The sequence below is a fragment of the Nocardia spongicola genome, from assembly GCF_047200775.1.
Classification (GTDB): domain Bacteria; phylum Actinomycetota; class Actinomycetes; order Mycobacteriales; family Mycobacteriaceae; genus Nocardia.
Genome location: NZ_JBJZOO010000001.1, coordinates 1,101,610 through 1,117,281, shown reverse-complemented (window position 1 = coordinate 1,117,281; position 15,672 = coordinate 1,101,610). Strand labels below are relative to the sequence as shown.

Genomic DNA, 15,672 nt, shown 5'->3' with positions numbered 1-15,672 from the left:
GGTGCACGGCATCGGGAGAGGAACTCCGTTTCGTAGAGCCGGTTGTGCTGGGGCTTCCTCGGCGCGTTCGTCCGGTAGATCGATCACGATGATGTCGTAGCGGGTGTCTGTCTGCTCGGCGGTGGTCAGGAAATCTCAGCTGTCGCAGTAGTGCATCCTGATCGGTCCGTTACCCGCGACCGCGTCGGCCGGCTCGGCGTTGGTGTAGCCGTGGGGGAGGTGCTCGGCGCACAGTTCGACCTCGAGCTGATCGATATCGACGTGGTCGACGTGTGTGGCGCCTGCGGTGATCGTTATCGAAGAACAGGCTGATGCCCTGCGCGGTGCGCGCGATCACCATGTGTGCGAACCGGCCGGGTACCGGAATGCGCAGCGGGCAGGAATCCATATTCGGCAGGGATGGCCGGACCGAGCGATCGCTCGGTCCGGCGTATACAGTCGCCTGTGCTTTTCAGATGTTGAAAGCGCTGTCCGGGATCTGTGCGTGCCGCATTTCGATGGGCTCGGTCACGCCGTTACCTCCGATGTCGTCGGAGTGTCGGCTGGTGCGACCTGCCGACCTGCCGGACCGGTGCCCTGAATGATCGCCTCTGCTGCCGCCGCGCCGGCCTGTTCCAAGCTGAAAGACCGCCCGAGCTGCAGCGACATCAGGTCGACATCCAGGGTTTGGGTTGCCAACGAGCCGAATTCGACCGCCATAAGGGAGTCGAGCCCCAGTTCCGGGACAGGTACCGCCAAGTCGATCGATTCGGCGGTCACGCCCATCACTGTCGCAAGGTTCTCGGCGAGTATGTGTGCGACCACGTCCTTGCGCATGTTCTCGTCGAGGCCGGTGAGTTCGGACCGCAGGCGGGCGGCGGCCGAATCGTGCTGTGCCGCAGCCGCGATCATGGCTTCCAGTCGGCCCGTCGCGGCTACCTGTGGCCCGCCTGCGGCCGCTACCCGTGGCCAGTTGATCGGGAAGACGTTGACCCGGGTAGTGCCGAGCCGCAGTGCTTCTTCCAGATACCGCGGCCCTTCTTCGATGTCGAGGGGTTCGAATCCGGTGTTGATCAGATAGCGAGTGAAATTCTCGTCGTTCGCCAGCATGCCCGCGCCGGACATATGGCCCCAGCCGACCGCAAGTGCGGGGGCGCCCTGCCTGGCCAGTGCGTCGGCGTAGGCGTTGATCGCGATATTGGCCGCGGTGTAGGAGTATTGGCCGATACCGGCGAAGATGGAGCTACCGGAGGAAAACAGGACGAAATGGTCCAGTCGGGCGCCTGCCGCGACTACGCCGTTCCACAGTGCGCGCGCACCGGAGAGCTTGGGCCGGAAGACCTTGGCCAGGCTGGCGCGGTCCATCACGCCGATCCGTTTATCGTCCAGTACGCCCGCGGCGTGAATGACGCCTTTCAATGGGTGCTCGGCGGTGTGTGCGCGCGCGATCACCGCGGCGATCGCCTCCGGATCGGTCACATCGGCCAGTTCGGTGACCACTTCGATGCCTTGATGCTCCCATACGGTGAGTTGTTTGCGGGCTTCGGCGGTGGTGGCGCCGCTGCGTCCGAGCAGGGTCAGGTGGCGGGCGCCTTTGTCGACCAGCCAGCGGCCGAGGGCAAGGCCGAATCCGCCGAATCCGCCGGTGATCAGGTATCGCGCAGCGGAATCGATGACCACCTCTGGCAGCTGGGGGCGCACCAGCGGCGGTGTCTCTTCCAACAACTGCAAGACAACACGGTTGAACCGGGTGGAGCGCGCTACCTCTTCGAAAGCGCGTGTGACATCGGCAGTACCGTACATTTCGAAGGGCAAGGGGCGGTAGGTGCCGTCACTGAACCGGCTGCATACCCTGCCGATGCCGTCGATGATCTTCCTCGGCCGCAGCTTCATCGTCCGATCGAGGTCGACCGAGAAATACGCCACGTTCTTGTCGAAGTGCCGCATCTCCAACGCGCCACCGAAATAGATCTCGGCTTTACCGAGCTCGACAATGCGCCCGAATTCGGCGACCGCGTTGAAGTTCTGAACCAGGATTTCTCCGGGTGCGGTGCTGATCACCACATCCGCTCCCCGGCCGTCGCTGAATGCCAGCACTTCGTCGACGAAATTCAGTGACCGCGAGTTCACGGCATGGTCGGCGCCTTGTTCGAGCACGTAGGCTCGGCGCTCCTCGGTGCTCGCGGTGCCGATCACGCGGGCGCCGTGCAGTTTCGCGATCCGTACCGCCGCCGAGCCCACTCCACCTGCCGCGCCGTGCACCAGCACCGTTTCCCCTGGCTGTAGCCTGGCCAGTTCCAGCAGTGCATGCTCTGCCGCGAGGAATGAGACGAAACTGCCGACCCAACCGATCTCGTTATCGTCTCCGACGCGTAATACCCGGTCCGTACTGAGCGTGTTGTATCGGCGGATCATGCCCTTGCGGAATGTCGTTACCTTGTCACCGACCTCGAATTCGGTGACGCCTGGGCCGACGCGGACGACGAAGCCCGCTGCCTCTGTGCCAGGTTCGAGGCCGTAGAAGGTGGGGGCGAGTTCGCGCTCACCGAGTACCCCGATAGCTTTCATCGCGTCTTTGTATTCGAGGCCTGCCGCGGCCATCCGCACCTCGACTTCGCCGGGGCCGGGGTCGTGCCGGTCGCATTCTCGCCAGCCGATCCGGGAGAAGGTCTTGGTCCGGGACAGTTCCAACCGGAAGTTGGCTTCCGGATCGGTCAATGGCCTCGACTCGTCGAGCCGGTCGAGGTGATCCTGCAGAGTCCGTTGAACTACCGGGACCCACCGTGCTCCGCCGTGCAGAAACACCTCGTCGGCATGGTCATGAGAGAAGGCACCGGGAATCGTCAGCTCGGCGGCGAGGTCGGTGTCGGTGACCGCACCGTCGAGGTCGATCAGCCGCCAACGCAACCATGTCTGCTCGGTGAGCAGCGCGCGCTGAGCGCCGACCAGCGCGGCATGACTCGCGTTCGGGATGGTGCCCGCTCCTGGCGGGACGAAGGCGTTCTCGGTGATCAGCGAGGTGTAATAGTCGTCGTCGCCGAGGAGTTCCCGCTGGATCTCATGTTCTTTATCCCAGGCGTCGAGGAATTCCTCGATGGTTACCGCGATCCGGCGCAGTGCCCAGAGATTGTCCACATCGTCGTAGCCGGTGCCCGCGACCAGTACCACGTGCAATCGGTCGGCGCCTTCGTGGGTGTAGGCGGCTCGAAGCCGCTGGTGCATTTCGGATTCCAGATCCTCGCGACCAGGATCGCCGATAACGAAGAGTTCGGCGCCCGCCGAGCCTGGTGTGGTGATGCGCATGACCTGCTCGGCGACCGGATTCGTCGCGGTGTCCAGTACCACGACCATGGTATACAAATCCTCTGTTGTCCGCAGCGTTTCTCGTTCGATGGGATCGCGCGTCTCCCAGGCCTCTTCGTAGAAGAAATCGATCATGCGCTGCATCGGGGCCGGGCGCGGTGAGATGGACCCGAACTTCAACCCGACGATGCGCAGACAGAGATTGTGATCGGCATCGAGCAGGTCGATATCGGTGATCGGATCGCTGGACGATGTGCTGGACGAAGAAAGCCGCGCCACCACGATGACCTCATCGGGCAACGGCGCCAGTAGGCGCACCCCGTGGACTTCCACCGGGACAAGGGCGCCCTCTTCCTTACTGCGCGTGCCCACGAGCAGCATGGATGTGGTTTGCACTGCGGCATCGACGATCGCTGGATGTGCCGCGTACCGGCCTTCGCCTGCGATGGTGCCGTCCAGGGTGCTCACCACTGTCGTGTCCGAGACCCGGATCGAGGTGGCGCGCTGGAACTGCGGTCCGTAATTCAGCCCGTGCGCGTCCAGGGTGGCGTAGAAATCGGTCGTGTCGACCGTGGCCATTGTGTCGGTGCGCGGAACTTCGACCTCGGTCTCGTCGAAGGTACCTTCGACGAGCCTGCCGGTGGCGTTGACCGTCCAGACCGAGCCACCCACGGTGCGGGAGCGGATGGTGAAGCGGCGGGTCGTTTCCTCCAGATCGAATCGCATGATCGGCGTCTCACCGTTGTCGATGACCAGCGGGGCCACCAAGCGCACGTCCTCTACCCCGGCCTGCGCGGACCCGGTGCGCAGCAGCGCGGCGCTCAGGGCCACATCCAGATAGCCGGTACCCGGCAGCACCCTGGTGCCACCGATCACGTGATCGGCCAGCCACGGCAGCGCCTGAGTGCTCAGCTGTAGCTGCCAGCTAGAGCTGTCGTCCGGGTCCGGATCGCCGAGCAGGTCATAGGTGTCCGGGGTGCCGAACCGATGGGTCAAGTCGATCGGATACTCGTTGCGGAGGTGGATGTTCTGCCACGGGTAGACCGGCAGATCGATATGCGGGGTCGGGGACGGTAGATCCGTGAACAACGTCTGGATGTCCAGTGCCCCGGCAGCGTACAGGCCTGCGATGATCTTGCGGATGCTGTCGGCGTCGTCTTGTTTGCGGTTGAGCGTGGTGACAGTGGTACCGGTCTCGTTGGCCGCGCGCAGAATCTCGCGGATGTTGGCGCCCAACACCGGATGCGGGCCGACCTCGAGGAACACCCGGCTGCCCGTGGCGACGAGTTCGGTGACCGTATCGGCGAACCGTACACTTCGGCGTACGTTGGCGCACCAGTAGTCGGCGTCCAAGTCGGCCTCGGTGACGCGGGTACCTGTGACGGTGGAATACAACGGAATCCGCGGTGTCGTTGGCTGTAGATCTGCGAGTACGGTGCGGAACTCGTCGAGGATCGGATCCATCAAATGGCTGTGGTAGGGCACTTCCACTTGCAGACGTTTGGCGAAGACGCCGTCTTCGGTGAGTGATTCGGCGATCTCGTCGAGGCGGGTCACCTCCCCGGACAGGGTTACTGCCGATGGGCTGTTGATCGCGGCGATATCCACCCGGCTGTCGCCGGCGGTGAGGTCTTGCGCCTCGGCCAAGGGCAGCCCGATCGCGAGCATGCCACCGGATCCGGCGGTGGTGGCCTGTAACCGGGCGCGGTGATAGCCGACCAGCAGCGCGTCGTGCAGCGACAGTACTCCGGATACATACGCCGCGGCCACCTCGCCGACACTGTGGCCGACCATCGCGGCGGGCCGGATACCGAACTCCTCCAGTGCCGCACACAACGCCACCTGCACCAGGAAATTGCCCGCCTGTGCGACCACCGTACTGGTCGCCCGCGATTGCTCCTCAGGGCGCAGTAGCTCTTCGATGATCGACCAGCCGGCAATCTTCTGGAACTCCCCATCTACCCGAGTGGCTTCGGCGGCGAAGGTGCCACCGGCCTCCAACAGCCCGCGGGCCATCGCCCACCACTGCGGGCCCATCCCGGTGAACACGAATACCGGTTCGGGAACCTTACTTGTCACCGTCCGCTTCACCAGCCCGGCGCCCTCGGCGAATTCTGCCAAGCCGCTGATCAATTCGGCATCGTCGCCGAAGGTGATACCGATCCGGAACGGATGATGGTTGCGGCGGGTCCAGGCCGCCTCGGCCAACCGGCCCGGTTCGGCGCCCTCGGCGACCCGTTTGACGAAACCGCGTGCCAGCTCCCGTACGGCCTGTTCATTGCGTGCCGAGAGCGGAAGTACCCCATAGTGTTTCGGTTCCCGGGTTGCACCGTCTCGGCCGTTGCGCTCGGGCGCGCGGTATTCCTGCAGGATGGCGTGCGCATTGGTGCCGCCGTACCCGAACCCGTTGACCGCGATGGTAACCCGGTCGATCTCGGGTCCGGCTTCCTCGGCCTCCAGTTGCAGCCGGATGTTCCACTCATCGAACGGGATATCCGGGTTCGGGGTGTCCAGCCAGCCTTGGGGGGCGATCGTCCGTTTGGACACCGCCAACGCGGATTTGATCACACTCGCGATCCCTGACGCGGCTTCGGTATGTCCCAGTTGCGCTTTTACCGAGCCGACACCCAGTGGTGTGGTGCGCCCCTCGACCGCACCGTAGACGTGGCCGATGGCCCTGAGTTCCAATGGATCGCCGACCGGGGTCCCGGTACCGTGGGCCTCGACATAGGTCACCTCGTGCGGCGCGATCCCCGCGCGCTGAGTGACCTCTTCGGCCAGTTCTTTCTGCATGTCGGCGTTCGGCACGGTGATCGCGGTGGTGCGCCCGTCCTGATTGGACCCGGTCGCCTTGATCACCGCATAGATCCGGTCCCCGTCACGTTCGGCGGCCGCCAGCTTCTTCAACACCACCATCCCAACGCCCTCACCACGGCCATAGCCATCGGCGGCGGCGTCGAACGATTTGCTGCGACCGTCGGCGGCGAGGAAGCCACCCTTACACATGGAGATGAACGGTTCCGGCCGCGCCAACACACTCACACCACCGGCCACGGCCATCTCGCAGTCGCCGTTGTCGATGCCCTGGCAGGCCAGATGCAGCGCGACCAGCGATGAGGAACATGCGGTATCGACAGTGAGGGCAGGTCCGACCAGATTCAGCGCATATGCCAGCCGGTTGGACAGCATCGTGTACGACGCGCTGCTGGCCGAGTGCATATCGATGAACGGCAGTGCCTGAGGGGTGGCCAGAACAGCCAACTGATCCAGGGTGAATGCGCCGACGTACACACCGAGCGAGGAGCCAGCGAGCCTGCCCGCGATACCGGCGTCGTCGAACGCCTCCCACGCCACTTCGAGTACCTGTCGCTGCGAGGGATCCATCGCAGCCGCCTCACGCTGTGAGATACCGAAGAAGTCCGGGTCGAACTCCCACGGATCACTGTTCAGGAATGCCGCGCGTTTGGTGTAGGCCCGTGCGGGTGTGCGTTTGTCGGGGTCGTAGAAGCGTCGCCAATCCCAGCGTTCGGGCGGGATCTCTCGCACCCCATCACGCTTATTTACTACGAGATCCCAGAATGTCTCCGGGGATTCGATATTGCCGGCATAACGGCAGCCGATGCCGATGATGGCGATATCAGGCATATTTACTCCTGTGCTGAAAGATATTCTGTGCCCATGTACCCGGGTGTACCCATATGCCCGGGTTACGGTGGCTTAATTTTTGGACCGAGGTGATTCGAACTGTGCTCCGCGAGTTATTTCAGCGGTGTATGCCGAGGAGGTTTACTCACTCTTCGTCGTTGCGTAAGAACCTACCATTGACTTCGAGTCCTGGAGGTATGGAAATAGTTAAAATGTGCCATGAGCTGTAGGTATTCTGGTGTGCGTGATTTCAGTAGCGTGCGTCGAGAAGGCTCACCCAGCGTCCGCCGCCGAGTAAGAACCTACCGTTTAGTGTAGGTACTGGTGAGTATGGGAATAGTTAAAATGTACCGTCTGTTTACGAATTCTTTCCGTGTTTCTCACATGTTGTCATCCTTATATTTATATGAACGGTACGAGATTCTGTCCGATAGGATTTCCGGGGTGCTGCGTGTCAGGTGAGGCAGGGCTCTGCTGTGGCAGCCATGAAGGGGTATCGAATCGTGCTCAGTTGCTGAATGTGGTGCTGTCGCAGCGGGGGATGTTCAGCGCGCCGGCTCCGGTCAGGCCCTCCGCTACGAATATCCGGCCCCGTATCCGTGCCGAGCGGCCGAATCAGGCGCGTTCGGCCTGCCCTCCGATAAGGTCGGCGATGAGGCGATCCGCGCTATCGGTGTATGCGGCGAATCGCCGAGGAGCGCGCCGGGTCGGATGATCCGGCGCGCTCCTCGGGTAACGCTCGTCAGGTGCTGAAAGCGATATCAGGGATCTGTTTCGCCTGCGGTATTGCCTCAGCGAGCAGATCGGCGGTCGAAACCAGCTGCTCCGGTGTGTGTTCTGCGGTTACGAAGAAGCGCAGCCGCTCCTGACCTGTGGGGACGGTCGGCGCGATGATGAAGGTGACATAGACGCCCTGGCGTAGCAGTGTGGAGGAGACGAAGGCGGCGCGGAGCTCGCCAGGCACGATGACCGGGCAGATCGGGGTGCCCTCGGAGATCCCGAGATTCAGGCCACGCTCGTGCAGCAGACTGTGGAATTGCGCGGCATTGGCCCATAGCCGGGTCAGTCGTTGCGGCTCGTCTTCTATGACGTCGAGTGCCGCCTGCGCGGCGCCGAGGGTGGCCGGGGCAGGGCCGCCGGTGAAGGTGAAGGCAGGCGCGCTGAACTTGATCGCCCCGATCAGCTCGGTATCGCCTGCGATGTAGCCACCGCAGCTGGCCAATCCCTTCGACAGGGTGCCCATCCAGATATCCACCGCGTCGCCGGGCATCCCGTAATGCTCGCGGATACCGCGGCCGTGCGCGCCGAAGACGCCGATCGAATGCGCTTCGTCGACCATGACCGCGCAGTCGTACTCGCGGGCGACGGCTGCCGCCTCGGCGACTCGGCCGATGGTGCCGTCCATGCTGTAGTGCCCTTCCAGCACCAGCAATGCCCGATCGAAGGTATTGCGTGAGGTCCGCAGGACCGCGCGCAGCGAGTCCGGGTCGTTGTGCCGGAAGGTGAGCCGCCGGGCCCCGGACAACTGCACACCGGAGATTACGCTGGCATGGATGAGCTCATCGCAGATCGCGACATCGTTGGGCCCGAGCAAGTATCCGATGACGCCGGTATTGGTCAGGTAGCCGCTCGGTGTCACCATCGCGTCGCCGACATCGTAGATACCGGCCAACCGCTGTTCCAGATCCAGCTGGAGCTGATATTGACCGCCGACGGCGCGGCTGGCCGCGGCCGAGGCACTGTACTGATCGATTGCCTGTCTGGCACCCTCCAGTACCCGGGGATGATTACTCAGGGCCAAGTAGTCATAGGTAGAGAAGTTCACCAGGTCGATACCTGCGAGTTTCGGGTCCGAGACCCTGACCACAGTATTGTTCGGCCCCGGTCGAGTCAGGAACAACACGTTGGGCAGCTCGCTGCTTTCCTGCGCTGCGGCGACCAGCGCTTTCCTCTGGTTGCTCCTGATGACGTCCGGAAGGTCGGCGAATTGTTTTCCGGGACCCCGGCGTTTGCGTGTGGTCGCCGACGGCTGCGTGAGTTTCGATACCGCGGTCTTCGGGGCTTTCTTAGTCGGTGTGGCTCCTGTATCTGCACTGGAGCTGCTGTTCGCCAGCAGCCTGCGGGCCAGATCTTGTGCGGACTCGGTCATGCCGGAACCTCCGTGGTTGTGAGGGTGGCGGGCGGTGCGACCGGCGGAGCTGTCGAACCGGCGTCCCCGATGAGCACCTCGGCTACTGTGCTGCCTGCCTGTTCCAGGCTGAACGACCGTCCGAGTTTCAGCGAGGTCACGTCGACGTCCATGGACTGACTGACCAAAGTGCCGAATTCGACAGCCATGAGCGAGTCCAGACCCAGTTCAGGGACGGGCACGGTCAGGTCGATCGTTTCGGCCGACACCCCCATCACCGTCGCCAGCTGCTCGGCGAGCATGTACGCGACCACGTCCTTGCGCTTGGCTTCGTCGAGCATGATGAGCTCGGCCCGCAGCCGGGCCGCGGCCGAATCGTGCTGTGCCGCGGCCGCGACCAAGCTCTGGGTGCGGCCGGTCTCGCCCATATGTACTCCGGAGTTGAGCGCGACCCGACTCCAGTTGATCGGGAAGATTTCGGTCCTGGAGACGCCGAGCCGCAGCGCCTGTTCCAGATACAGTGGACCCTCTTCCATATCCATGGGGTCGAATCCGATAGTGGTCAGATAGCGCGTGAAATTCTCGTCGCCAGCCAGCATACCCGCTCCGACCATATGTCCCCAGCCGACTGCCAGCGCAGGCACGCCCTGCCGGGCCAGCATCTCCGCATAGGCTTCCACCGCGAGATTGGCCGCGGTATAGGCGTATTGGCCGATCGCGCCGAAGATGACGCTACCGGAAGAGAACAGGACGAAATGATCCAGTTGCGCATCGGATTTCTCGACACCCTGCCATAGCGCGCGAGCCCCGGCGAGTTTGGGCTGGAACACCAGAGCCAAGTCGGTGCGGTCCATATCACCGATGCGTTTGTCGTTCAGCACGCCCGCGGTATGGAAGACACCTTTCAGCGGATGCTCGGGGGTATGTGCGCGGGTGATCGTTGCGGCGATCGCCTCAGGGTCGGCCACATCGGCCAGCTCGGTAGTCACTCTGATGCCGTGGCGCTCCCATGCGGTGAGCTGGCTGCGCGCATCGTCGGTGGTGGCGCCCTTGCGGCCGAGCAGGGTCAGATGGCGCGCGCCCTTGGCGACCAGCCAGCGGCCGACCGCCAGGCCGAATCCACCGAACCCTCCGGTGATCAGATACTGCGCGTCGGCATCGATGACCACGTCGGGGAGTTGTGGACGCACCTGGGGTGTCTCCTCGGCCATATCCAGAACCACACGGCCGATTCGAGAGGAGCGCGCGACTTCCTCGAACGCCCGTGAGACATCGGCAGTGCCGTACATTTCGTAAGGCAGCGGCTGGTAGGTGCCGTTACCGAACTGCTTGTTTGCCTCGCTGATGTACTGGAAGGTCTGGGCGGTCCGTTGCTTCAGCATCCGGTCGAGATCGATCGAGAAGTAGGCTAGGTTCTTGGTGAAGCGGCGCAGCTCGAGTACTCCGCCGAAATAGGTATCGGCTTTGCCGAGCTCGAGAATGCGCCCGAACTCCGCGATCGCGTCGAAGTTATGGATCAGGATCTCGCCTGGCGCGGTGCTGAGTATCACGTCCGCTCCCCGGCCGTCGGTGAGCGCCCGCACGTCGTCGACGAAGTTCAGCGACCGGGAGTTCACCGCGTGGTCGGCGCCTTGCTCGAGCACATAGGCACGCCGTTCTTCGGTGCTCGCGGTGCCGATCACGTATGCCCCGTGCTTTTTGGCGACTTGCACCGCGGCTGCGCCCACTCCGCCTGCCGCACCGTGCACCAGCACCGTCTCACCCGGCTGTAGGTGGGCCACCCCGTCCAGCGCGTACATCGCGGACAGGAACGCGGTGGAACTGCTGACCACACCGGGGTCTATATCGCCTTCGATCGGGAACACCTGTTCCGCGCTGAGGGTGTTGTAGCGGTGGATCATGCCTCTGTAGATCACCCAGACCTTGTCGCCGGGCTCTAGCCCTGCGACGCCGGGGCCGACGCGGACGACCACCCCTCCGCCTTCCATCCCCGGTTCGACACCGTAGAAGGTGCCTGTGAGTTCGCGTTCCCCGAGCACGCCCATGACCTTCATCGAATCCTTGTAGGTGAGGCCGATCGCGGTCATCTGCACCTCGACTTCACCGGGGCCGGGCTCACGCCGGTCGCACTGCCGCCATCCCAGCTGAGCGAAACTCCTGTTCTTGGGCAGCTCCAACTGGAAGTTGGCGTCCGGGTCGGCCAGTGGTTTCGGCTTGTCGAATGTGTCGAGGCGATCCTGCAGGGTGCGGCTGACCACTATGCTCCACCGGCCTCCGTCGTGTAGGAACACCTCATCGGCATGATCGAAGGTGAACGCACCGGGGATCGTCAGCTCGGCAGCGAGGTCGGTGTCGGTGGTATAGCTGTCGAGATCGATCAACCTCCAGCGTGACCACGGCTGCTCGTTGAGCAGTACTCGTCGGGCGCCTGCCAGTGTGGTGTGGCTCGGGTTCGGCGCGGTGTCGGCCTCCGGGTGGGTGAACGCGTTCTGGGCGACCAGCGAGATGTAGTAGCTGTCGTCGCCGTAGCTGCTGACTGCGAGTTCGCCGATGACTTCCCGCTCGATTCCGTGTTCGGTCTGCCAAGCGCGAAGGAAGTCGTCGGCGGCCATCGCAATGCGGCGCAAGGTCCACAGCTGGTCCAGCTCGTCGTAGCCGGTGCCTGCGACCACGACCAGATGTAGCCGCTCAGTACCCACACTGGTGCGCGCCGTGCGAAGTCGTTCCTCCAGTGCGGTTTCCAGGTCCTCGCGGCCGGGATCGCCGACCACGAACATATCGGCACCCGCCGAATCCGGTGTTGTGACGCGCAGGACCTGTTGTGCGGCCGGGTTCGGCGCGGAGTCCAGTACCACGATCAAGGTGAACAGGTCCTGGGTCGAGGGCAGGGTGGCGGGATCGATGGGATCGCGCAGCTGCCAGACTTCTTGGTAGAAGAAATCGACCATGCGCTGCATCGGGGCTGGTCGTGGCGCGATGGCCCCGAACTTCAACCCGGCGACCTGCACGCAGGTGTTGTGCTCGGTATCAAGCAGGTCGACATTCGCGACCGGCGTGCTGGAGGAGCCCGGTTGCTCGTCGACCGTGGCCAGCCGCGCGACCACGGTGATCTCCTGCGGCAGCGGCGCCAGCAGCCGCACTTCACCGACTTCCACAGGAACCAGTGCGCCGTCGGTATGCCCCATCGTGCTTGCCAGCAGTGTGGCCACGACTTGCAGAGCGGCATCGACGACCGCGGGATGCGCGGCATAACGACCTGAATCAGTGACTGTGCCGTCCAGGGTGGCCACTACCTCGGTGTCCGAAGTGCGGAGCGAGGTGATGCGCTGGAATGCAGGCCCGTACTCCAGCCCGCCCGCAGCCAGCATGGCGTAGAAACCGGCTGGGTCGATCTCGGTCATCGAATCGGTGGGCGGGACCTCGACCTCGGTCTGTTCGTAAGTGCCTTCGACCAGCCGTCCGGTGGCATTGGTCGTCCATACCGTGCCGGTCGCGCTGCGGGAGAGGATGGTGAAGCGGCGAGTCGATTCCTCCAGGTCCAGTCGCATGGACGGCAATTCGCCATCGTTGACTACGAGCGGGGTCACGAACCGCACGTCCTCTACTCCTACCCCCAGTGACCCGGTGCGTGTCATCGCGGTACTCAGGGCAGCGTCCAGATAGCCGGTACCCGGTAACAGCCGGGTACCGCCGACCACGTGGTCTGCCAGCCACGGCAGTGCGACGCTGTTCAATTGCAGCTGCCAGCTCGTGGTGTTGTCGGGGGGCTGGTCACCCAACATGGCATAGCTGTCGGGGGTCCCGTAGCGGCGGATCTGGTCATAGGACAGTTCAGTGCGTAGGTGGGTGTTCTGCCAGGGGTAGGTCGGTAGATCGATCTGCGGGGTCGGGGTCGGCAGGTCGGCGAACAGTGTCTCGATATCCGATACCCCGGCCGCATACAGGTCGGCGAGGGTTTTGCGGATGCTGTCAGCGTCGTCCTGTTTGCGGTGCAGGGTCGCGATGGTGGTGCCGGTCTCGCCTGCCGCGCGGAGGATCTCGCGGATATTGGCGCCGAGTACCGGGTGTGGGCCGATCTCGACGAATACGCGGCTGCCCGCGCGGACGAGTTCGCGGGTGGCGTCGGCGAAGCGCACGCTTCGCCGGACGTTATCGCACCAGTAGTCGGCGTCGAGTGCGGTGTCGGTGAGGTGGGTGCCGGTGACGGTGGAGTACAACGGGATCCGCGGGGTAGTCGGTTGTAGTTCGGCCAGTACGTTGCGCAGTTCGTCGAGGATGGGGTCCATCAGATAGCTGTGGTAGGGCACCTCGACCTGCAGTCGTTTGGCGAACACCCCGTCTTCGATGAGGGGCTCGGCGATTTCATCGAGGCGGGTGAGGTCGCCTGCCAGGGTCACTGCCGAAGGGCTGTTGACCGCCGCGATATCCACCCTGTTGTCATCGGTGATGAGTTCGCGGGCGGTTTCCACCGGCAGCCCGAGCGCGAGCATGCCACCGGAGCCTGCGGTGGTAGCTTGTAGGCGGGCCCGGTGATAGCTCACCAGCAATGCATCGTGTAGCGACAGGGCGCCGGCGACATACGCGGCGGCGACTTCACCGACACTGTGGCCGATCACTGTGGCCGGGCGGATGCCCAGTTCGGCCAGCTCGGCGCACAACGCGACCTGGATCAGGAAGTTCGCTGCCTGGGCGACTACGGTGGTCGTCGCCCGCGACTGTTCTTGCGGACGCAGGAGTTCCTCGATGATCGACCAGCCGGAGATCTGCTGGAATTCTTTATCCACCCGAGCAGCCTCGGCCGCGAAGGTGCCACCGGCTTCGAGCAGTCCGCGGGCCATGGCCCACCATTGCGGGCCCATCCCGGTGCATACGAACACCGGCTCGGGCACCTTGCTGGTGATCGTCCGGCCCACCCGCCCTGCACCCTCGGCGAACTCGGCCAAGCCCTGCACTAGCTCGATATCATCGGCGAACGGGATACCGGCTCGGAACGGGTGGTGGTTGCGCCGGGTCCACGCTGCCTCGGCCAGCCAGTCGGCATCCGTGCCAGTGGCGAGTTGTTCGACGAACCCGCGGGCCAGATCCCGCACCGCCTGTTCGCTGCGTGCCGAGAGTGGCAGTACCCCGTAATGCCGGGGTCGCCGTACTTGCCCATTTCCGCCGGGATGCTCAGGAACCCGGTATTCCTGCAGGATGGCGTGGGCATTGGTGCCGCCATAGCCGAACCCGTTGACCGCGATGGTGACCCGATCGACTTCCGGGCCCACTGGTTCGGCGTCCAGCTGCAACCGCAGATTCAACTCGTCGAACGGGATGTCCGGATTCGGTGAGTCGAACCAATACTGCGGGGGAAGGGTGCGATGGGAGATCGCCAGCGCGGATTTGATCACGCTGGCGATTCCTGCCGCGGCCTCGGTATGCCCCAGCTGGGTTTTCACCGATCCCACCCCCAGTGGCTCGGTGCGCCCCTCTACCGCCCCGTAGGCGTGCCCGATGGCTTTCAGTTCCAGCGGATCCCCTACCGGGGTGCCGGTGCCGTGCGCCTCGACATAGGTGATTTCTTCCGGGGAGACCCCCGCCCGCTGGGTGACTTCTCGGGCGAGTCGCTCCTGCAGATCGGCGTTCGGCACCGTGATCGCGGTAGTGCGGCCGTCTTGATTCGACCCGGTCGCCTTGACCACCGCGTAGATCCGGTCTCCGTCCCGTTGCGCGGCGGCGAGTTTCTTCAAGACCACCATGCCCACTCCCTCACCGCGGCCGTACCCGTCGGCGGTGGCGTCGAACGCCTTACTGCGCCCATCCGAGGCCAGGAAACCTCCCTTGCACATCGAAATGAACATTTCCGGCTCTACGAGCACGGTCACCCCGCCGGCCACGGCCATCTCGCAGTCGCCGTTATCGATACCCTGGCAGGCCAGATGGAATGCCACCAGCGACGACGAACACGCGGTATCCACCGTCAACGCTGGTCCCACCAGATTCAGTACATATGCCAGCCGGTTGGAGATCATGGTGTACGACGCCCCCGAGGCCGTATGCATGTCGGTATGTGCCAGCGCCGATGGGTTCAACATGACACCCATCTGGTCGAGGGTGAACGCGCCCACGTATACCCCCAGTGAGGAGCCCGTGATCCGGCCTGCGATCCCGGCGTCGTCGAACGCCTCCCAGGCTGTCCGGAGTACCAGCCGTTGCTGCGGATCCATGGACGACGCCTCCCGAGGCGAGATTCCGAAGAAGTCTGGATCGAATGCCCACGGATCGCTGTTCAGGAAAGCTGCCCGCTTGACGTATGCCCGGGCGGGTGTGCGTTTGTTCGGATCGTAGAAGCGCCGCCAATCCCAACGTTCCGGCGGGATCTCCCGCACCCCGTCACGCTTGTTGACCACGAAATCCCAGAAGGTTTCCGGGGATTCGATGCCGCCGGCATAGTGGCAGCCGATGCCGACAATAGCAATATCAGACACAATAAAACTCCTGGCCGATGTATCTTCCGTCGCCATGCATCCCGGCTGTGGTGGCGGATATTCCAGACATTTTGCATTGCAGAATTACGCGCCAGGAAGGTCTCGTCACTTCCCGGCTCCGAATATAAATCTACCACCAGCTGTGCGCAT

3 protein-coding genes are annotated in these 15,672 nt (G+C 63.8%); all 3 read right to left on the bottom strand.

The genetic code is table 11. The annotated features are described in order from the left end of the window. Positions 1-507: 507 nt before the first annotated feature. A complete protein-coding gene (locus ACL02S_RS04825) occupies positions 508-6,927 on the bottom strand; it encodes a type I polyketide synthase (RefSeq protein ID WP_412801024.1) in 6,420 nt (2,139 codons plus the stop codon). 742 nt (positions 6,928-7,669) lie between these two features. Continuing rightward, on the bottom strand, positions 7,670-9,076 hold the full coding sequence (locus ACL02S_RS04820; RefSeq protein WP_412801023.1) for an aminotransferase class I/II-fold pyridoxal phosphate-dependent enzyme: 1,407 nt from the start codon (positions 9,074-9,076) through the stop codon (positions 7,670-7,672). After that, a complete protein-coding gene (locus ACL02S_RS04815; RefSeq protein WP_412801022.1) occupies positions 9,073-15,522 on the bottom strand; it encodes a type I polyketide synthase in 6,450 nt (2,149 codons plus the stop codon). Before ACL02S_RS04815 ends, ACL02S_RS04820 begins: the two co-directional genes overlap by 4 nt. Positions 15,523-15,672 lie beyond the last annotated feature (150 nt).

Excerpts from the sequence above, each read along its gene's own strand:
- ACL02S_RS04825 (WP_412801024.1), bottom strand. The coding sequence starts at position 6,927 with ATGCCTGATATCGCCATCATCGGCATCGGCTGCCGTTATGCCGGCAAT.
- ACL02S_RS04820 (WP_412801023.1), bottom strand. The coding sequence starts at position 9,076 with ATGACCGAGTCCGCACAAGATCTGGCCCGCAGGCTGCTGGCGAACAGC.